This is a genomic window from Pseudomonas sp. SCB32 (assembly GCF_009189165.1).
Taxonomy (GTDB): Bacteria; Pseudomonadota; Gammaproteobacteria; order Pseudomonadales; family Pseudomonadaceae; genus Pseudomonas.
This window is the reverse complement of the sequence record NZ_CP045118.1, coordinates 2,393,438-2,413,411: the sequence shown is the minus strand read 5'-3', so window position 1 is coordinate 2,413,411 and position 19,974 is coordinate 2,393,438. Positions and strand designations below refer to the sequence as shown.

Here is a 19,974-nt window from a genome sequence, read left to right as displayed (position 1 = left end):
ACCGATGGGTATCGCTTCGCTCCACGCCATCCTACGGGCTGCCACAGGCCGTTGCGTAGGCCCGCATTGGCGCCCAATGGGCGCCCTTGATCAGCGCAGCTCGTCGAGCAGGCTGGCGACGGTGGTCAACACCGCGCCGGCCAGCGCCTTGGAACGCGCGCCGTCCCAGCCGGTGCGGGCGTTGGGCGACAGGTTGTGGTCCTTGAACGGCATTTCCAGGGTCAGCGACAGGCAGTCGTAGGTACGACCGACGTGATTGCAGGCCAGGGTCAGGTTGGCCTGGCCCGGTGCGTCCTTCGGGTAGCCGTGCACGCTCTGGAACTCGCCGTTGGCTTCCAGGCGCTCGCGGAACAGGCTTTCCAGGCGGTCCAGGCGTGGGGTGAATTCCGGGTTGCCCTCGCAACCGGCAGCGAACACGAAGGGGATTTCCTCGTCGCCGTGCACGTCGAGGAACTGGTCCACGCCGTATTTGGCCATCTGCTGCTGCACGAACAGCACTTCCGGGCTTTCCTCGGCGCTGGGTGCGGCCCAGGCGCGATTGAGGTCCTTGCCGGCGGCATTGGTGCGCAGGTGGCCGTGGAAGGCACCGTCCGGGTTCATGTTCGGCACCAGGTAGAAGTCGGCGCGCTCCAGCAGGCGCTGGATGTCGGCGTCGCCGGACTGCAGGCGCTCGATCAGGCCTTCCATGAACCACTCGGCCATGTGCTCGCCGGGGTGCTGCTGGGCGATCAGCCAGATCTTGCGTGCGCCCGCTGCGCCCTTGCCGATACGCAGCAGCGGCAGCTCGCGGCCCTCCAGGCTGTGCCCGGTGGCGAGCAGTTCGGCGCCGTTGGCGATGGCGCGCTTCACCAGTTCGGCGTGGCGCTCGCGGCTGTAGGGCTCGAAGTAGGCGAACCAGGCCTGGGGCTGCTCGGCGTCGAGGGTGAAGTGCAGGCCATCGGCATCAAAGGTGCTGGGCACGCGGAACCAGTCGCGCTGGTCATAGGACGCCACGGCGTTGTAGCCCGGCCAGCCGCCGGTGTAGCTGGAGCCGGAGGCGTTGGTCAGGCTGAACTGGTACTGCTGGCCGGGCTGCAAACCCTCGGCCTTGAAATGGAACCACTGGAAGTGCGGGCTCCGGGTATCCGGGCGCAGCGCCAGGCGCACGTGGCGCGGGTCGCTGTCGTCGATGACCTGGATGTTGCCGCTGTCGAAATCGCAGTCGATTTTCATGAATTCTCCGTAGGCGCGCGAACCGGAGGCGCCAAAGCCCTGCATTCTCGCCCTCCCCGCCGCGCCTGTCATGTGGGGGTGACTTGCGCGAATCAAGATATTATGGTCGAAATATAAATTGCGTAACGCTATTCCAGGGCCCTGCGCTGGTGATCCGGTCGGCAGGGGCTAACCTCGATTCACCTCTTTTTCCATCCCGGAGAGCACTGCATGAGCACTTACGATGTGATCGTCATCGGCGGCGGCCCCGGCGGCTACAACGCCGCCATCCGCGCCGGCCAGCTGGGTATGAAGGTCGCCTGCGTGGAGGGCCGCGAAACCCTCGGCGGCACTTGTCTGAACGTCGGCTGCATGCCGTCCAAGGCCCTGCTGCACGCGTCGGAACTGTACGAAGCAGCGGCCGGTGGCGAGTTCGCCAACCTCGGCATCCAGGTCAAACCCAAGCTCGATCTGGCGCAGATGATGAAGCAGAAGGCCGAGAGCGTGGCCGCGCTGACCAAGGGCGTGGAGTTCCTGTTCCGCAAGAACAAGGTGGACTGGGTGAAGGGCTGGGGCCGCATCGTCGGGCCGGGCAAGGTCGAAGTGACCGCCGCCGACGGCAGCAAAAGCACGCTGACGGCCAAGGAGATCATCATCGCCACCGGTTCCGAGCCCTCCCCGCTACCAGGCGTGGAGGTCGATAACAAGCGCATCCTCGATTCTACCGGCGCGCTGTCCATCCCCGAAGTACCCAAGCACCTGGTGGTGATCGGCGCAGGCGTCATCGGCCTGGAGCTGGGCTCGGTGTGGCGCCGCCTGGGCGCCGAAGTGACGGTGATCGAGTACCTCGACCGCATCTGCCCCGGCATGGACCTGGAAACCGCCAAGACCTTCCAGCGCGCGCTGACCAAGCAGGGCATGAGCTTCAAGCTCGGCGCCAAGGTCACCCAGGCCAAGGTCAGCGGCAAGCAGGTGAGCCTGAGCGTGGAACCGGCCGCCGGCGGCGCAGCAGAGACGATCCAGGCCGATTACGTACTGCTCGCCATCGGCCGCCGGCCCTATACGCAAGGACTGGGACTGGAGAGCGTGGGCCTCACCACCGACAAGCGCGGCATGCTGGAGAACCATGAACACCGCAGCAGTGTGCCAGGCATCTGGGTGATCGGCGACGTCACCTCCGGGCCGATGCTGGCGCACAAGGCCGAGGACGAGGCCATCGCCTGCGTCGAGCTGATCGCCGGCGAGGCCGGGGAAGTGAACTACGACGTGATCCCCAGCGTGATCTACACCCACCCGGAAGTGGCCACCGTGGGCAAGACCGAGGAGCAGCTCAAGGCCGAGGGCCGCGCCTACAAGGTTGGCAAGTTCCCCTTCACCGCCAACAGCCGGGCGAAGATCAACCACGAGACCGAGGGCTTCGTGAAAGTACTGGCGGACGAGCGCAGCGACGAGATCCTCGGCGTGCACATGATCGGCCCGAACGTCGGCGACATGATCGCGGAGTACTGCGTGGCCATGGAATTCCGCGGCGCCGCCGAGGACATCGCGCACACCTGCCACCCGCACCCGACCCGCTCCGAAGCGCTGCGTCAGGCGGCGATGAACGTCGACGGCTGGGCCATACAGGCCTGACCGTTGGTCGTTGCTGACGAGCGGTGCGTGCGGCGCGATGGCGCACCCCTGGAGTTGCTGCAGGCCACGGCTGGCGGGGCCTGCAGCGATCCTTTCGGATTAATTTGCGACTACTCCGTGTAGAAACGCGACATGGGCTGTGACTTTCTTCGCTTCTGAAAACATCAATTGCGTGAACGAACACGACGGTGGATGGACCGCCGTCGCCATCTTCGCAATGGATTACCGCGCAGAGAGATCACACCATGAATGCGACCCTTCGTTTCAACGAGGCTCTGCTGATCACCGGACGAGCCTTCCAACCCTTCCAGTGCGTCACCTGGGTTTCTCAAGGGGGCGACGGCAGCCTCGACCTGTCCGTCATCGACCGGACCGGCACCCGCCTGCTGGGGCTCACCCGCATCCCCAGCTCCGCCTATTCCGACCCGGAACAACTCGAAGGCCTGCTGGTCCAGGCCCGTGATGAGCTGAACCGCGAAGGCTATCGCCTGCAAGAGTGGCACATGCCTGCCTGATCCCAGGAGTGGCCCGAAAAAGCCCGGCCACACGCCGGGCTTTTTCATTTCCGCAACCAGCAGTTGCACAGCGCCGCCAACGGCAGGATGGCAATATTCGTGCGATGACTGACATTGCCGCCAGCATCAGTCGCCGCCACACTCGTTCCATACCTTGAACGAGGCCCACCATGGATTCGCCGCGCCAGATCGCCTGCCTGCTCTACCCCGAGGTCATGAGCCTGGACGTCACCGGGCCGCTGCAGGTATTCGCCACCGCCAACGTCGAGCGCCAGCGCCAGGGACTCGCGCCGATCTACCGGCTGCAGGTGCTCGGCGAAGAGGTCGGGCCGGTGGCGACCTCGGCGGGCCTGTGCATCTGCGCCGAAGTTGCGTGGCGTGACGTCGATCCGACAACACTGGATACCTTGCTGGTGCCCGGCGGCCTTGGCGTCGAAGCCCAGTGCCGGAACACCGATCTGCTGCGCTGGCTGACAGACGCCGAACCCAAGGTACGCAGGCTCGGTTCGGTGTGCTCCGGGGCGCTGATCCTGGCCGCGGCCGGTGTGCTCGATGGCCGCCCGGCCACCACCCACTGGGCCGACGTCGATACGCTGTGCGCAGGCTTCCCCGAGGTACGGGTGCAGGGCGACCGTCTGCACACCTACGATCCGCAGCGCCGCGACGGTGACGATCATGTCTTCACCTCCGCTGGCGTGACGGCCGGGATCGACCTGGCCCTGGCGCTGGTGGAAGCCGACCTGGGCCGCGCGCTGGCGTTATCGGTGGCGCGGCGCCTGGTGATGTTCCTCAAGCGCCCCGGCGGGCAGGCGCAGTTCAGCCACTGGCTGACGCCGGAGCCCAGTCGCACGCCACGCCTGGCAGCGCTGCTGGAGTGGATTCCGGCGAATCTCGGGGCGGACCTGTCGCTGGAAGCCCTGGCGGGGCAGGCCTGCATGAGCCCGCGCACCTTGTCGCGGGTGTTCATCAACGAAATGGGCATGGGCCCCGGCCGCTATGTCGAACGGGTGCGTCTGGAGGCCGCCCGCGCACTGTTGCAGGACGCCCAGGCATCGATCAGCACGGTGTCGCGACTGTGCGGCTTCGGTCACCCGGAGAACCTGCGTCGCACCTTCCACAAGCACCTGGCGATCAGCCCCCAGGAATACGCCGAACGCTTCGGCCAACTGCACTGACGACCACCACAAAAAAGGACTTTGCCATGCTCGAACTACGCCCCAACTGCGAATGCTGCGACCGCGACCTGCCCGGCGACAGCCCGGAAGCCCGCATCTGCAGTTTCGAATGCACGTTCTGCCAGGACTGTGCCGACCAGGTGCTGCACGGCAACTGCCCGAACTGCGGCGGTGAACTGGTGCCGCGCCCGCGTCGTCCGGCGGAGAAACTGGCGGCCAATCCGCCATCCACCCAGCGCGTACTCAAGCCCGCCGGCTGCCAGGGTTGAGGGCACGCACATGTTGCTGCGCACCCCGGCGATCCGCCTGCTGTTCACCAGCCAGGCGCTGTACTGGTCCTGCTCGCTGATCGGTATCACCCTGACTTCGCTGGTCGGCGCCCAGCTCACGCCGCTGAACAGTCTCGCCACCTTGCCACTGGCCATCCTGATGCTGGGCAACCTGCTGGCGGTGCAACCGCTGTCGCTGTTCATGCAGCGCCACGGCCGCCGACGCGGCTTGCTGCTGGGGGCTGCCTGCGGCGTGCTCGGTGGGCTGCTCTGCGCGCTGGGCGTGTGGCTGGCCGACTTCCTGCTGTTCTGCCTCGGAGCGCTGCCGATCGGCGCCTATCAGGCTTCGGCGATGTACTACCGCTTCGCCGCGCTGGAGGCTGTGGACGAGACGCACAAGGGCCGCGCCACGGCCTATGTGATTGGTGGTGGCGTGCTGGCGGCACTGCTCGCGCCAAGCCTGGCGCTGTGGTCACGCAATGCGCTGCCGGCGCCCTTCGTGGGCTCGTACCTGGCCATTGCCGCCCTCGCGCTGTTGGCCCTGGCCGTGATCAGCCGCCTGCCGGAGGGGGCCGCACCCGCGCCGTCCACCGGTGGCTGGAAGGTCATGCGCGAGCTACTGTCCCGTCCGGCGATCCGCGCGGCCATGGCCTGCACCGCTGCCGGCCACGGGCTGATGATCCTGATCATGAATGCCACACCGCTGGCGATGAGCTTCTGCGGGCTGCCGCTGGAACGTTCGGTGAGCGTGATTCAGTGGCACGTGCTGGGGATGTTCCTCCCCGCCTTCGTCGCTGGCTCGCTGGTGGATCGCCTTGGCGGCCGCCGCGTCGCGTGGCTGGGATTGGCACTGCTGGCGACCAGTGCCTCGGTGGCCCTGAGCGGGCAGTCGGTGACGCAATTCCTGATCAGCTCGTTGCTGCTGGGCATGGGCTGGAACCTGATGCTGGTGGCCGGCACCACCCTGCTCGCCTTTGGCCACCAGCCAGAGGAACGCGGCCACGCGCAGGGGCTGATGGAGCTGGGCAATGGCAGCCTGGCGACGCTGATGTCCTTCAGCTCCGGTGCGCTGATCACCAGCATCGGCTGGAACGCGGTTAACCTGCTGGTGTGGCCGGTGTTGCTGGTGGCGGTGGTGATGATCTGGTCGGGGCGCAAAGAGTTGGCGGTCAACCTGTAAACGCGCCCTTACGGGCGCCTTTCGCGGGCATGGCCCGCGATCCGGCCGCCAGGCCAGCTGCCCCACAACCGAAATATCCAAACGAAAAAGGCGACCCGAAGGTCGCCTTTTCGCTGCTCGCACGCCAACTCAGTAGTAGGCGTTCTCGCGGTTGCTGTGGTCGGTGACGTCACGCACGCCCTTCAGCTCCGGGATGCGCTCGATCAGGGTCTTCTCGACGCCATCCTTCAGCGTCATCTCGACCGCGCCGCAGCCCTGGCAACCGCCGCCGAAACGCAGCACGGCAATGTTGTCCTCAACCACATCCACCAGGCTCACCTGGCCGCCGTGGCTGGCCAGACCGGGGTTGATCTCGGTCTGCAGGTAGTAGTTGATGCGCTCGGTCAGCGGGCTGTCCTCGTTGACCATCGGCACCTTGGCGTTCGGCGCCTTGATGGTCAGCTGACCGCCCATGCGGTCAGTGGCGTAATCAACGACGGCGTCTTCCAGGAAGGGCTCGCTGATGGCGTCGATGTAGGCGGTGAAATCCTTCAGGCCTACCGGGGTGTCTTCCGGCTTCTGCTCGCCCGGCTTGCAGTAGGCAATGCAGGTTTCGGCGTAGGTGGTTCCCGGCTGGGTGATGAAGATGCGAATGCCGATGCCGGGGGTGTCCTGCTTGGACAGCAGTTCGGCCAGGTAATCCTGTGCGGCTTCGGTGATGGTGATGGCGCTCATGGCAACTCCTCGCAAACGTGGCGCCAGTTTACGCCATTCGGGGGCGAGGTAGAAAGCCCTACCGTTTTAGTAGGAATAATTCGCAGCTGGGTGGATCAGCATTTCGTAGGAGCGAGCTTGCTCGCAAACCAACCCCCGCAGCGGGGCTGTTCGCGAGCAAGCTCGCTCCTGCATGACTGCAGTCAGAGGTTCTCGTAGCGGTTCATGTCGAGAATCCCCGCCTCCACCGGCTCGGTCTCGCGGATATAGGCGTCGAGGTCATGGAAGTAGAACCAGAACTGCGGATGGCTGCGGCGGATACCCCAGCGATCCACAACCTCGTCGAATGCGACCTGATCCTTGACCTGCTCCAGCGCACGGACGAAGTCGCCCACCTCGTTTGCCTTCAGATTGAACATGAAGTTCGGGTAGCTGGAGAGCACGCCGGGGTAGATGGTCAGGGTATCCAGCCCCGGCTGGTAGCGCAGCGACTCGCCCGCGATGAAGGCGACGTTGCTGTGGGCGCGGTTGCGCAGCACGGTATAGATCTCGCGCTGGCCGTCAGGCAGCTCTACTCGCAGCATGGTCGCTTCGGGGAAGTAGTCGATCACCGAGAGCCCCGCCGCCGGGCGACTGACCAGGCGACTGAAGAACTGCTCGGCATCCTGCAGCGGCGCGGCGACGTTGTTGCGGTAGCAGGCGCCGCTCTCACACATATTGATCGGATCGGGCCGTGCGTTGAGCGCCACGTAGCGCTTGAGCAGTTGCTGGGCAAAGGCGTTCTTGGCGCCCTTCTCCGGCAGGAACAGTCCGGTCGGCCGGGTGCTGTCGCTGGTGTAGTAGTCGGCCCACATCTTGAATTTGCCGCTGTTCTGGTACCAGTCATCCAGCAGCGGCTTGCGTGCGGCCACCGGCATCAGGCGCAGGAAGTTCTGCTCGGCGCCGTTGCGGATCAGGTCGAAGTACAGCCGGGTCTGCGCCTGGTGAGCCACGTTGCCGTAAACGTCGAAGTTCACCACCAGGCCATAGTAGGTGCGCTCGAACAGCGGGTAGTCGAGCCACCAGATGGTCTGCGGGATGCCACCGATCAGCCCCTTGCGTACCGAGGCGCTGTCGTACTGCCGGAAGATGCTCAGCACGGCGTTGTCGTTGCCGGCCCAGAGGTCGGCCCAGGTCGGCGCCGGGGCCTCATCGTAGAAATCCTGGCGCAGCTCCTCGTAGGCATTGCGTTTGTCGCGGTAGGCGCGCCACTGCGACAGCATCGCGCCCATGCCATCGATCTGCCCCGGCAGCGCCAGCAGCGGCGAGGCCTGGGCGCGGAAATCCGGATCGGTGACGTAGAGGTCGTGTTGCGGGTCCTGGAACACCGTCCAGAAGTTGTCGCGGATCACGTCGGTGGCGATCTGCCCACGGCACACCGGCCCGCGGATGAAGGTACGGACGAAGTACTCGGCGTTGTCCAGCATGAACTGGTAGCGCGCCTGGGCCGGGATCGCGGCGAAGGTTTCGAACGGATTGGCGCGGTGCAGCAGCCCATAGCCGGGCACCATGTCGGTGCTCCAGTCAGTGCCGTAGAACAGTTCCTGGGTGCGCGCCAGCTTGGCCGCGTTGAGCGGGTAGGTAATGTGCGTCTTGTGCACGATCACGCCCTGGATCGGCCAGAGGCGATAGTAGAAATTGTTGCCCGGGTCATCGTTCGGACGGCGGGTGGCAATCGGGTCGATCGGCTGGCCACTGGGCGTGCGCGAGCGCACCAGTTGGAAGAAGTGCCCCGTCTGGCCATTCTCGGTGAAGTACAGGTGCGCCAGGAACAGGTGCTCGTAGAGCCAGCGCGAAACCAGGCTCTCTCGCGCGCCGGGCTGGTTCAGGAAGCCCTCCCAATCGGCGATCTGGCCCGCCTCGCCCGCGCTCGGCTGCCAGGCCTGCTCGTCCACTGGCGCGCCCTGGGCCAGCCAGGTCTTGATGGTCGAGAGTTGCTTATCGGTCAGGCCGGTGACGGCGAAGGGCATGCCGCTGCGCGGGTTCTTCTGCACGAAGTCGTCGATGCTGTCGGGCGTCGGGCACTGGTTGGTGCGGTTGATCGACAGGTCGAGTCCATCCGGAATCTTCTCGTTGGGCACCAGCGGGTGTGCATGGCCCAGGTCGATCATCCGCGCCATCAGCGCGGCCTGGCTGCCCCGGCCGTCGAGTACCGGCCAGAAATCCTTGCGTCGCCAGGCATCCGCGCCATGGGCATCGAGGAACAAGCGGGTGGTGTCCGCCGCCTTGGTCCGCGAGCCGTCGTACACCGGCAGCTTGTTGGCCCCGCGCTGAGCGCCTTCGGCGGCGGTCAGGTTGAGCTGGCACGGCGAGTCGTAGCAGGCGTGGCAGGCCACGCACTTCTCGGTGAAGATCGGCTGGATGTCCTTGGTGTAGGACAGGCCCGCGGCCTGGGAAAACGCGGAAAGCATCAGGGATGCGATGAACAACGTGAAGCGTGCTCGCCGGGACATGTAGGGCTCCAGACCTTCGGAATGGGCGGATTCTAGCGGGAACGCCGCCGCGGCGCTGCCTATCCAAGGGCAGAACATGAGAGATTTTCATGCAAATCTCCGCAAGCTCAAATTTTCTACAGCTTTGATATCATCAGTGACCTATTGTCACGCCTCCTTCTAGGTACCTCCAATGTCCGACCGCGCCGCCCGCCTGCAAGCCCTCCAGCAAGCCCTCAAGGAGCGCATCCTGATCCTCGACGGCGGCATGGGCACCATGATCCAGAGCTACAAGCTGCAGGAGGAGGATTACCGTGGCGCGCGCTTCGCCGACTGGCCGAGCGACGTGAAGGGCAACAACGACCTGCTGCTGCTCAGCCGCCCGGACGTGATCCAGGCCATCGAGAAGGCCTATCTGGACGCCGGCGCCGACATCCTCGAGACCAACACCTTCAACGCCACCCGCGTCTCCCAGGCCGACTACGGCATGGAAGAGCTGGCCTACGAGATGAACGTCGAGGGCGCGCGCGTGGCCCGCCAGGTCGCCGACGCCAAGACAGCCGAGAACCCGGCCAAGCCGCGCTTCGTTGCCGGCGTGCTCGGCCCGACCAGCCGCACCTGCTCCATCTCCCCGGACGTCAACGACCCCGGCTTCCGCAATGTCACCTTCGACGAGCTGGTGGAGAACTACAGCGAGGCCACCCGTGGCCTGATCGAGGGCGGCGCGGACCTGATCCTGATCGAGACCATCTTCGACACGTTGAACGCCAAGGCCGCGATCTTCGCCGTGCAGGGCGTCTATGAAGAGCTGGGCGTCGAGCTGCCGATCATGATCTCCGGCACCATCACCGACGCCTCCGGCCGCACCCTGTCGGGCCAGACCACCGAGGCCTTCTGGAACTCGGTGCGCCACGCCAACCCGATCTCCGTCGGCCTGAACTGCGCCCTCGGTGCGAAAGAACTGCGCCCCTACCTGGAAGAGCTGGCGACCAAGGCCGGGACCCACGTCTCCGCGCACCCCAACGCCGGCCTGCCCAACGCCTTCGGCGAATACGACGAGACCCCGGCGGAAATGGCGGTGGTCGTGGAGGAATTCGCCGCCTCCGGCTTCCTCAACATCATCGGCGGCTGCTGCGGCACCACCCCGCCGCACATCGAAGCCATTGCCAAGGCCGTGGCCAAGTACGCACCGCGCGCGATTCCGGAAATCCCCCGCGCCTGCCGCCTGTCCGGCCTCGAGCCCTTCACCATCGACCGCAGCTCGCTGTTCGTGAACGTCGGCGAGCGCACCAACATCACCGGTTCCGCCAAGTTCGCCCGGCTGATCCGCGAGGAGAACTACGCCGAAGCGCTGGAAGTGGCGCAGCAACAGGTGGAAGCCGGCGCCCAGGTGATCGACATCAACATGGACGAGGGCATGCTGGACTCGAAGGCCGCCATGGTTCGCTTCCTCAACCTGATCGCCTCCGAGCCGGACATCTCCCGCGTGCCGATCATGATCGACTCCTCCAAGTGGGAAGTGATCGAAGCGGGCCTGAAATGCATCCAGGGCAAGGGCATCGTCAACTCCATCTCCATGAAGGAAGGCGTCGAGCAGTTCAAGCACCACGCCCGCCTGTGCAAGCGCTACGGTGCCGCCGTGGTGGTGATGGCCTTCGACGAATCCGGCCAGGCCGACACCCAGGCGCGCAAGGAAGAAATCTGCCAGCGCTCCTACGACATCCTGGTCAACGAAGTGGGCTTCCCGCCGGAAGACATCATCTTCGACCCGAACATCTTCGCGGTCGCCACCGGCATCGAGGAGCACAACAATTACGCAGTCGACTTCATCAACGCCTGCGCCTACATCCGCGACAACCTCCCCTACGCACTGAGCTCGGGCGGGGTGTCCAACGTGTCGTTCTCGTTCCGCGGCAACAACCCGGTGCGCGAGGCGATCCACTCGGTGTTCCTCTACTACGCGATCCAGAACGGCCTGACCATGGGCATCGTCAACGCCGGCCAGCTGGAGATCTACGACGAGATCCCCAAGGAGCTGCGCGACAAGGTCGAGGACGTGGTGCTCAACCGCAGCCCGGACGCCACCGAGGCGCTGCTGGCCATCGCCGATAACTACAAGGGCGGCGGCGCCACCAAGGAAGTCGAGGACGAGGAATGGCGCAGCCATAGCGTCGAGAAGCGCCTGGAGCACGCGCTGGTCAAGGGCATCACCACCTGGATCGTCGAGGACACCGAGGAGTGCCGGCAGAAGTGCGCGCGCCCCATCGAGGTCATCGAGGGCCCGCTGATGTCCGGCATGAACGTGGTCGGCGACCTGTTCGGCGCCGGCAAGATGTTCCTCCCGCAGGTGGTGAAATCCGCCCGCGTGATGAAGCAGGCCGTGGCCCACCTGATCCCCTTCATCGAAGCCGAGAAAGGCGACAAGCCCGAGGCCAAGGGCAAGATCCTCATGGCCACGGTGAAGGGCGACGTGCACGACATCGGCAAGAACATCGTCGGCGTGGTGCTGGGCTGCAACGGCTACGACATCGTCGACCTGGGCGTGATGGTCCCGGCCGAGAAGATCCTGCAGACCGCCCGCGAGCAGAAGTGCGACATCATTGGCCTGTCCGGCCTGATCACCCCGTCGCTGGACGAGATGGTCCACGTCGCCAAGGAAATGCAGCGGCAGGATTTCCACCTGCCCCTGCTGATCGGCGGCGCCACCACCTCCAAGGCACACACCGCGGTGAAGATCGACCCGCAGTACAGCAACGACGCGGTGGTCTACGTCACCGACGCCTCCCGCGCGGTGGGCGTGGCGACCACCCTGCTGTCCAAGGAAATGAAGCCCGAGTACGCCCGCAAGCTGCGCGAGGAGTATGCGGAAGTCCGCGAGCGCACCGCCAACCGCAGCGCGCGTACCGAGCGCCTGAGCTACGAGCAGGCCATCGCCGCCAAGCCGCAGTTCGACTGGGTCGGCTACCAGCCGCCGGTGCCGAGCTTCACCGGCGTCAAGGTGCTGGATGACATCGACCTGAACGTGCTGGCCGAGTACATCGACTGGACGCCCTTCTTCATCTCCTGGGACCTGGCCGGCAAGTATCCGCGCATCCTCACCGACGAAGTCGTGGGCGAAGCGGCGACCAGCCTGTTCAACGACGCCCAGGCGATGCTGAAGAAGCTGATCGGCGAGAAGCTCATTCGCGCCAAGGCGGTCTTTGGCTTCTGGCCGGCCAACCAGGTCCACCACGACGACCTGGAAGTCTACGGCGACGACGGTCACACCCTGGCCACCCTGCACCACCTGCGCCAGCAGACCATCAAGCCCGACGGCAAGCCGAACTTCAGCCTGGCCGACTTCGTCGCGCCGAAAGAGAGCGGCGTGAAGGACTACGTCGGCGGCTTCATCACCACCGCCGGCATCGGCGCCGAGGAAGTGGCCAAGGCCTACCAGGACAAGGGCGACGACTACAGCGCAATCATGGTCAAGGCCCTCGCCGACCGTCTCGCCGAAGCCTGTGCCGAGTGGCTGCACGAGCGCGTGCGCAAGGAATACTGGGGTTACCAGCCCGAGGAGCACCTGAGCAACGAGGCGCTGATCAAGGAGCAGTACGTCGGCATCCGTCCGGCGCCCGGCTACCCGGCCTGCCCGGACCACACCGAGAAAGGCACGCTGTTCAAGCTGCTCGATCCCAAGGGCCTGTCCGGTGTGACCCTCACCGAGCACTACGCCATGTTCCCCGCCGCCGCCGTCAGCGGCTGGTACTTCGCCCACCCGCAGGCGCAGTACTTCGCCGTCGGCAAGGTCGACAAGGACCAGGTCGAACGCTACAGCGCGCGCAAGGACCAGGAAATCACCACCAGCGAACGCTGGCTGTCGCCGAACCTGGGTTACGACAGCTGACTCGATCCCCCACACCAGAGCCCCCGGAGTGAAACCAGACGTCCTTCGGGGGCCCAATCCGACCGCCCTCCCCTTTAGTACAGCGCACTTTGCCGCTCAACCCATCTCCTCTCCCTCCGCCCCCTGCTCGAGCTGATCGATCCTGAACGCAAGGGTGCACTCACACTCCCCTTCCCTTGATCCAGCCCCCATTGCACGCATGCACAAGATCGACATCCCGGGATACGGGATGCTGCCAGCGCGACAGAGCGCACAAAACTCAGAACTGCTGCAAGTCCATCGTTAAAAAACGATCCCCCATGAAATTCCCTACAAAATTTCCAAACTGGTTATCACTGCTGATACTCGCCAGTAGAAACTTCAGAGTATTCCTACGCAAGACCTTACACATTCACATTGTTCGTCCCGCCTCAAACTGAAAAAATTCACCTCGTCGGCAGCCACTCGATTTCGGCACGAATAAGTCGTCCGAAACTGGAAGAGCCGACAGAGAGCATCACGAACTGCTCCAATTTTTATCGAACCTCACATTCATACGTGATGAAAAGTACTCGAACATCCGAAAGCGCATTCGTAGTACACATACTGGATGCACGAACTTCTACCAGAGATACTCATAATTATTCAAGCAACGGCAAGGGAGGAGATACACGAAACCGAATCCCAATCCTTCAGCATTAAACAATTCACACGAACCAAATTTTACCATCCAAAGAAATCTTAATTCTCAGGAAAATCTCAAATGAAAAAAGTAGAGCGCGACGCACTCGTCAAATCCGAACTGGCCGGCGGCTGCTGCAAGTCCAAGAATCAACCGGCTCCGGCCCCCACTCCGTGCCCGCCGAGCGGCGGTGGCAGCGGCGGCACCACCCGCGCGCCCGCTACGACGTAATTGGTGTAAGCCGATGACTTCAGGACTGCAACGGCAGCAGATCAAGCACTGATCGACGAACGTACTCTGTTCTGTCCTGACGTTCTATTGCGTTACGACGCTGTCCGGCCTTGCGCCGGATAGCGCTCGGCAAATCCCGGCATACATCGGCCACGAGAAACTTAATAAACGACACAGCACGGTTTCACACCGCAGCAGGTAGCCCCTTGAGCATCCAAGCAGAAAAGCTACCGCGCTTCACTGACATTTCCTGGCGCTGGATCGCCTACTTCAGCTCATTCGTGGTGGCATTGGCCATCGTCTATGCATTCTTCCAGGAAATCGAACTCAAGCGCGACGTTCCCTTCGAAATAGTCTCGCCTTCAGAAGTCAAGATTACCGGACTCACCGGCCTGGTTACTTCAGTACATATTATTTCCGGCCAAAAAGTCGAGCAGGGGCAGCCACTATTCGAACTTGCCCGGGACCTGAATCTGTCGAGTGATGGAACTCCCAAGCCCAAGTTCGACGAAGCGATGCGCGACGAACAGATCGCCACTGCCAGAAGTCAATACGAGGACCGGCTTGCAGCGATTACCGCGCGCCTCCAGGCCAGCGAACGTACAGCGGCCGCAAGAGAACTGGAACTGCAGGCGCTCGCCAAGCAGCAGTCGCGGATCCGTCAGATCGCCGCCGATGCCGCCAACACTCTCCGACGCCTGGAAGACATGGCCAGCTATGTCACGGCCGATCGGGTAGAGCAGGCACGCCTGCAAGCCAACCAGAGTTCCGCGGAAATCGCTCAGGGTGATGCCCGGCGCCAATCGCTGGTGAGCGAACTGGAAACCCTGCGTGGCAGCCAGCAGGAACTGAAGGCTCAACAACGCGAAATGGGTGCACAGCTCAATCGCGACGTGCAGGAAATTCGCCTTCGTTATGAGGCAGCGCGTCAGAACACCACCGTTTACGCCCCCCAGGCAGGGACCGTGACTTTTTCCAGCCTGGTGGCCGGCCACATGCTCCAGCCAGAGGATGTCGCCCAAGTGATAAACACGGACTCCGGCCAACCCCTGGTGGCGACACTGAATATCCCTACTCGGCAGCGTGGTTTCGTCAAGGTGGGACAACTCGTGCGCCTCAAGCTGGATTCTTTCCCTTACGCACGCTTCGGCGCCGTGCAGGCTAGCATCGCGTCGATCTCCGACACCGTCATGAACAAAAGCGAAAGCACCACGACCGCGGCACTCGGCAAGCCCGTCGAGACAAGCAACTACATGGCCTGGGCAACCCTGCCCGGCGACACCTTCGGTACAGCCGGCAAGCCCCTGCAAATTCTCCCGGGCATGCGCGGTAGCGCCAGCGTAGTGATCGAGCGCAGGACCATCGCCGAATGGGTCCTCGAGCCGCTGTTCCAGATGATACGGGGCTGATCATGCGAATCATCTATCAGAACGAGGTCGCAGACTGCGGCTACGCCTGTCTTGCCATGGTGCTGACGCACCTGGGGCGCGCAACCGAGGTGCGCGAGATCACCGCACACCGCCCCCTTTCATCCAACGGCCTGACGCTGATGGACCTGTACGATGTGGCGACCGAATTCGGCCTCGCCGTCCAGGCCTACCAGTTCGACGCCAACGACATGCCCAACCTGAAGCCAGGCTCGATCCTGCATTTCGGCGGCGCCCACTTCGTGGTGTTAGAGAAGGTCCGACGCAACTACGTAGTGATCATCGATCCGGCTTCGGGCCGACGCCGACTGGCACTGGACATGTTCCTGGCGAACGTCTCCGGCTACCTCCTCGAATGCTCGCCGACGCCCCAGCTTCCCCGTATCCGCGCGAAGTCCCAGGTTCCCGGCGCACTGACCCGGGTACGAAAGCTGAACCCGCAATTGCGTGGCCAACTCGCCAAGTTGATGTTCGTGGCCATTGGTAGTCAGTTCGCCATCCTCGCCATGCCCTACTTCGGCAACCTGGTCCTCGACCATGTGGTGACCAGCGACAACCGCAACCTGCTGCACATTCTTGCCATCACGTTCGCGAGCATCTTCGCCATCGGTACCTTCGGCAAGTTCGTGCAGGGCTACCTGACGGCATTGGCGGGAACCCTGGTCAGCGTCAACGTGACTCAGGGTTTGCTGGGACAGCTATTGAGAAACCCCATCTCCTACTTCGAGAAGCGCAATGTCGGCGACCTGTTCGCGCGCCTGAAATCGCAGGAGGAAATCAACGACTACACCGTGCGGACAAGCATCTCGCTTCGTATCGACCTCACAGTAGCCTCCCTTGCAATTGCCCTCATGCTGATACAAAGCCCGCTGCTGGCCATCGTCGCACTGGGGATCTTCGTTCTGTACCTGGGCACGGCATTCGCCCTGTACGCGCCGATGCGCGATGCCCATATGCTGGTACTGGAGCGATCGGCGCAGTGTGACGACGCGCTGATCGAAACGGTCCGTGGCGCGTCGCTGATCAAGCTCGCCTGCGGAGAAACCCGACGCACTGCCATCTTCATGGCGAAGTTCCGAGCCAACGCGGCCGCGGCGCTCCACAGCGCAAAACTGACCGCTGGCCGGGATGCGGTATTGAAGCTGGTCGAATACGCCGATGTAATCGTCATTACTTGGCTGGCCGCCGGCCTGATGCTCGACGGAAAGATCTCCGTTGGCGTGTTCTACTCCTTCATGATCTACAAGTCCCTCTCCTCCGAGCGACTGGCCCAGTCCATCAACGCCTTGTTCGGTCGCTTCATGCTCAGCGTACCGGTGCAGCGTGTCGCCGATATCGTGGAACACGAACCGGAGCGTTACACCCCGCCTGAACAGATAGGAAGAACTGCAGAACTGCGTCGCCTCGAGTCGATCAAGGTGCGCGACGTCAGCTTCAGCTACGGCATATCCGACCGCCAGGTGCTGGACGGCGTATCGCTCGACATCCGCCGCGGCGACAAGATCGTCATCGTCGGCCCATCCGGTGTGGGCAAGTCGACGCTGTTCAAGCTGCTCTGCGCGGCAGAACCGGTGCAGCAGGGCGACATCTGCTTGAACGATGTGAGCTACGCCAACCTCGCTGTCGACGAAGTGCGCCATCACATGACGCAGATGCGCCAAGGCGACCTGATCCTCAACGGCAGCATTGCCGATAACATTTCGTTGTTCAGCGCCAATGCCGACCACAACCGGATTAACCAGTTGCTCAAGGACGTCGGCCTGCTGGGCGACGTCATGCGACTGCCAATGCGCACCCAGACCGTCATCAGCGATTCAATCGCGAATATTTCCGCCGGGCAGCGCCAGCGCCTGCTACTGGCACGCGCGCTCTACCAGGACAGCGAACTGCTGCTTCTCGATGAGCCCACATCCAACCTCGATCCAGCCTCAGTGGCCGGTATCGCCGACTTACTTCAACGCCTGGACCGCACGATCATCGTCATTACCCACGACCCCTCGCTGGCGTCGCGATTCGACCGTAGCTATCAGCTGATCGAAGGCAGGCTCATTCCCCGTGCTCAGCACAATGGTATCCCTGCATGAAAACCTGGAAAGCACTGATTACGGTGGGGCTCGGAATTGCACTCATGCCCCTCGTTGCCCCAGCGGGCGAACTCCTGTCCGTCATCAACGACACCCTCGCCCGCGACGCCGAACTCTCAGCGGCGAATTCCGAGATCGCGATCGAGCGCGAGGAAGTGCCGCTTGCGCGAGCGGCTCTCCTGCCAAGGCTCGACGGAGGCTGGGGGCGGACCTATAACCAGATCAAGACTGACAATGGTCCAACCACCAAATACTGGCAGAACGGCTGGATGGTAACGCTGACCCAGCCCGTCTTCGACTGGGAGCGCTGGGTCGAACTTCGCCAGGCAAGTATTGCCAGCGCCAAGGCAGAACTCGAATATGCCAGCACTTGGCAGGCCCTGGTGCTACGCAGTGCCAATGCCTATTTCGACCTACTGGCCGCCACCCAGGAACATACTCGAGCGACAGACTACCTTCGCGCTGTCAGGGAACAACACGCCTTGACCGTGAAACTGCAAGCTGGCGGCGAGGCTACGGTCATCGACGTGCAGGAAGCCCTTTCACGCCTGAGCGAGGCTCAGTTGCGCCAACAGGATGCTCTCCGCGCCCTGGACTCGAGCCAGCGTGCCCTGGCAACCCTGACCGGGCGCAATATCACGCCGACCGAACTGTCATCGACAAGACGCACGAAGCCCTGGCTGAAAGCCAAGAGCTTGCAACAATGGGTCCACCAGGCCGAAACGTACAGCTTCCCTGTTCAGCTCGGTAAGCTCGAGCTTCGCAATGCAGACCAGAATACCGAGAAGGCTCGCGCACAGCGTTATCCGGTGATCAACCTGACTGCCAGTCATTCGCCTGTTGGCGCCAGCTCTGGCTATTCAGAGCCCACCACGACCAATAGCGCGATGCTCACCATATCGGCCCCGCTGTTTACCGGTGGTGCAAACCGGGCTCGCATTCGCCAAGCCGTGGCCGGCGAAGAAAAAGCACAGAACACACTGCTCGCTGCCACGCGAAAATCGGCTGCCGATACCCAAGAGTGGTTCCAGCGCTTCAACTGGGCCCAGGAACGAAGCAATGCACTGGGAGAAATCGTTCGCCTGAACGAGTCCTCGCTGGAGGCAACACGCATCGGATATAGAACCGGCAGCCGCTCCAACCTCGATGTGCTGAGAGCTCAGGAAGTGTTGTTCGCCAGTCGTGGCGAACGGGCCAAAGCCCAATACGAGATGCTGTCTGCCTACCTGGCACTCAAGGCGGAAGTCGCTTCCCTGGGAATGGCCGACATTAAAATGCTCGACAACTGGTTGACCTCCGATGACCAAGAAAGCTGAAGCGGGACTTCGCTGGCGGGACCGCTGGTTGCTGTCCTTGTCCGCACGGGGAATCGAGCGCACAGCGCTGTTGTCCTGGGGCGTGCGCAGCCTATTGAGTACCAATGCGCGCTGGAACGGCCGGCTTCGCTACGAGTGGGGCGCGGACAGCACCTCGCTGAGCCGCGCGGATAAGTGGCGCACCATGGCCAGCAAGGAACTGGAAGCCCTGATCGACCGCCGCATGCAGATGGGACGGCTGTACGGCAGAGGACACCTGTGGCCTGAACTGGAGTTGGCGGCCAGGGAACTGGCAGAGGCTGTACGTGCGATCCAACAAAAGACTCCCGGCAGACCGGTGGTGGTCTCACCGTTTCACTACGTCTCCGAGTACGCCAACATCTACGTCGTCGATGCAATGCGTGCGGCACTGAACCTCAAGGAGTTGGCCGTTGTATCTGGCAGCCCCCGGGAGGCCTATGGCAATCGCGAAGACGTTCTGATTCCCGGCCTGCGGATACTGCACACCTACGATGAAAACAATCGCTCCGGCCTGGGGCTGAGACTGATGCGGGCCTTGCGGCAGGAGCGCATTGCGGTTCTGTTCAGCGATGCGCCGCCCCACACGATGCAACGCTATCCCATGGAGACGGTCGAGGTCTCCATGCTGGGACGGCCAGCTCGTCTGCACCGTGGCGTCTTCAATATTGGCAGCCATGTCGACGCCGTACTGCTGTGCTTCCACATTACATTCTCGAAGGGACACTTCGGCCACCGGATCTACGCCCCCATAGAACTCAAGCGCGACGATGCTCCCCAGCAAGTGGCGAACTGCATTGAGCAGGCCTATGGGGATGCCTATCCGAACTGGATCCTTGCCGATCACCCCTCCCGCTACGGCTTCGCTCCCACCAAGTGAAAGCGCGCTAGCCCCCAGGTGGCCCCACATCACGGCTGAAGGCTCTCGAAACCTCCACAGGCCTATGAATAGTCGCGCAATCCGAGAAGCAATCCTCGCGAAAACAAGAATTTTCCCAACATCCGGGACCGCGTGCTCGGACAGACCCGAATCGAAGCATCCGGTATTAATCACTCACTCTGGTGGACACAGTCGAGGCCTTTTGCCTGCGTCACGAGCGCCCGTCGGGATTGGACATGCCAAGAAGGTGCAGCTCATTCCGATTCCCTCGCACCAGGCCACCACCTCCCTCTTTAATTAAGGAGCACTGCAATGAATGTATGTGGACTCAGGAACTGGAGAAAG

Annotated in this window: 14 protein-coding genes; 11 read left to right on the top strand and 3 right to left on the bottom strand. The window is 63.2% G+C overall.

Annotation, left to right across the window (positions count from 1 at the left end):
* Positions 1–90: 90 nt before the first annotated feature.
* Positions 91–1,212, bottom strand: coding sequence for a M14-type cytosolic carboxypeptidase (locus GA645_RS11315; protein WP_152222747.1), 1,122 nt, complete (start codon positions 1,210–1,212; stop codon positions 91–93).
* A 210-nt stretch (positions 1,213–1,422) separates the two neighbouring features.
* On the opposite strand from GA645_RS11315, the gene lpdA reads away from it, so the two are divergent.
* The 5 genes from lpdA to GA645_RS11290 all read left to right on the top strand — a co-directional run bounded on the left by lpdA (position 1,423) and on the right by GA645_RS11290 (position 5,962).
* The gene (gene lpdA, locus GA645_RS11310; RefSeq protein ID WP_152222745.1) at positions 1,423–2,823 is read left to right on the top strand and encodes a dihydrolipoyl dehydrogenase; all 1,401 of its coding nucleotides are present in this window, start codon (positions 1,423–1,425) and stop codon (positions 2,821–2,823) included.
* Positions 2,824–3,068: 245 nt separating this feature from the next.
* Positions 3,069–3,338, top strand: coding sequence for a hypothetical protein (locus tag GA645_RS11305; protein WP_152222743.1), 270 nt, complete (start codon positions 3,069–3,071; stop codon positions 3,336–3,338).
* 170 nt (positions 3,339–3,508) lie between these two features.
* A complete protein-coding gene (locus GA645_RS11300; RefSeq protein WP_152222741.1) occupies positions 3,509–4,513 on the top strand; it encodes a GlxA family transcriptional regulator in 1,005 nt (334 codons plus the stop codon).
* Positions 4,514–4,539: 26 nt separating this feature from the next.
* Positions 4,540–4,782 carry a DUF1272 domain-containing protein gene (locus GA645_RS11295; RefSeq protein ID WP_152222739.1) on the top strand — a complete coding sequence of 81 codons (243 nt, stop codon included), beginning with the start codon at positions 4,540–4,542 and terminating at the stop codon, positions 4,780–4,782.
* 10 nt (positions 4,783–4,792) lie between these two features.
* The gene (locus GA645_RS11290) at positions 4,793–5,962 is read left to right on the top strand and encodes an MFS transporter (RefSeq protein ID WP_152222737.1); all 1,170 of its coding nucleotides are present in this window, start codon (positions 4,793–4,795) and stop codon (positions 5,960–5,962) included.
* Between the two features lie 129 nt (positions 5,963–6,091).
* Here the strand turns inward: GA645_RS11290 and nfuA are convergent, their stop codons facing one another.
* Together nfuA and GA645_RS11280 are read right to left on the bottom strand one after the other, a co-directional pair.
* Positions 6,092–6,676: a Fe-S biogenesis protein NfuA gene (gene nfuA / locus GA645_RS11285; protein WP_138525549.1), complete on the bottom strand. Its 585-nt coding sequence runs from the start codon at positions 6,674–6,676 to the stop codon at positions 6,092–6,094.
* 182 nt (positions 6,677–6,858) lie between these two features.
* Positions 6,859–9,147, bottom strand: a complete 2,289-nt coding sequence (locus tag GA645_RS11280) for a fatty acid cis/trans isomerase (protein WP_152222735.1) — start codon at positions 9,145–9,147, stop codon at positions 6,859–6,861.
* A 172-nt stretch (positions 9,148–9,319) separates the two neighbouring features.
* Between GA645_RS11280 and metH the strand changes: the two genes are divergently transcribed.
* The 6 genes from metH to GA645_RS11255 all read left to right on the top strand — a co-directional run bounded on the left by metH (position 9,320) and on the right by GA645_RS11255 (position 19,629).
* Entirely contained in the window at positions 9,320–13,012 is a 3,693-nt protein-coding gene (metH, locus tag GA645_RS11275; protein WP_152222733.1) for a methionine synthase, read from the top strand.
* 742 nt (positions 13,013–13,754) lie between these two features.
* On the top strand, positions 13,755–13,904 hold the full coding sequence (locus GA645_RS28785) for a hypothetical protein (RefSeq protein WP_178119519.1): 150 nt from the start codon (positions 13,755–13,757) through the stop codon (positions 13,902–13,904).
* 206 nt (positions 13,905–14,110) lie between these two features.
* The gene (locus GA645_RS11270) at positions 14,111–15,313 is read left to right on the top strand and encodes an HlyD family efflux transporter periplasmic adaptor subunit (protein ID WP_218572353.1); all 1,203 of its coding nucleotides are present in this window, start codon (positions 14,111–14,113) and stop codon (positions 15,311–15,313) included.
* A gap of 2 nt (positions 15,314–15,315) precedes the next feature.
* Complete coding sequence (locus GA645_RS11265; RefSeq protein ID WP_152222731.1) at positions 15,316–17,415, top strand: peptidase domain-containing ABC transporter; 2,100 nt, start codon at positions 15,316–15,318, stop codon at positions 17,413–17,415.
* Positions 17,412–18,731, top strand: a complete 1,320-nt coding sequence (locus tag GA645_RS11260) for a TolC family outer membrane protein (protein WP_152222729.1) — start codon at positions 17,412–17,414, stop codon at positions 18,729–18,731. The genes GA645_RS11265 and GA645_RS11260 overlap by 4 nt, the downstream gene beginning before the upstream one ends.
* Entirely contained in the window at positions 18,715–19,629 is a 915-nt protein-coding gene (locus GA645_RS11255) for a hypothetical protein (protein WP_218572352.1), read from the top strand. Before GA645_RS11260 ends, GA645_RS11255 begins: the two co-directional genes overlap by 17 nt.
* The last annotated feature ends 345 nt before the right edge of the window (positions 19,630–19,974 follow it).

What these genes read in the sequence shown, in the direction of transcription:
- GA645_RS11315 (WP_152222747.1), bottom strand. Translation starts at nt 1,212, where the DNA reads ATGAAAATCGACTGCGATTTCGACAGCGGCAACATCCAGGTCATCGAC.
- lpdA (WP_152222745.1), top strand. Translation starts at nt 1,423, where the DNA reads ATGAGCACTTACGATGTGATCGTCATCGGCGGCGGCCCCGGCGGCTAC.
- GA645_RS11305 (WP_152222743.1), top strand. Translation starts at nt 3,069, where the DNA reads ATGAATGCGACCCTTCGTTTCAACGAGGCTCTGCTGATCACCGGACGA.
- GA645_RS11300 (WP_152222741.1), top strand. Translation starts at nt 3,509, where the DNA reads ATGGATTCGCCGCGCCAGATCGCCTGCCTGCTCTACCCCGAGGTCATG.
- GA645_RS11295 (WP_152222739.1), top strand. Translation starts at nt 4,540, where the DNA reads ATGCTCGAACTACGCCCCAACTGCGAATGCTGCGACCGCGACCTGCCC.
- GA645_RS11290 (WP_152222737.1), top strand. Translation starts at nt 4,793, where the DNA reads ATGTTGCTGCGCACCCCGGCGATCCGCCTGCTGTTCACCAGCCAGGCG.
- nfuA (WP_138525549.1), bottom strand. Translation starts at nt 6,676, where the DNA reads ATGAGCGCCATCACCATCACCGAAGCCGCACAGGATTACCTGGCCGAA.
- GA645_RS11280 (WP_152222735.1), bottom strand. Translation starts at nt 9,147, where the DNA reads ATGTCCCGGCGAGCACGCTTCACGTTGTTCATCGCATCCCTGATGCTT.
- metH (WP_152222733.1), top strand. Translation starts at nt 9,320, where the DNA reads ATGTCCGACCGCGCCGCCCGCCTGCAAGCCCTCCAGCAAGCCCTCAAG.
- GA645_RS28785 (WP_178119519.1), top strand. Translation starts at nt 13,755, where the DNA reads ATGAAAAAAGTAGAGCGCGACGCACTCGTCAAATCCGAACTGGCCGGC.
- GA645_RS11265 (WP_152222731.1), top strand. Translation starts at nt 15,316, where the DNA reads ATGCGAATCATCTATCAGAACGAGGTCGCAGACTGCGGCTACGCCTGT.
- GA645_RS11260 (WP_152222729.1), top strand. Translation starts at nt 17,412, where the DNA reads ATGAAAACCTGGAAAGCACTGATTACGGTGGGGCTCGGAATTGCACTC.
- GA645_RS11255 (WP_218572352.1), top strand. Translation starts at nt 18,715, where the DNA reads ATGACCAAGAAAGCTGAAGCGGGACTTCGCTGGCGGGACCGCTGGTTG.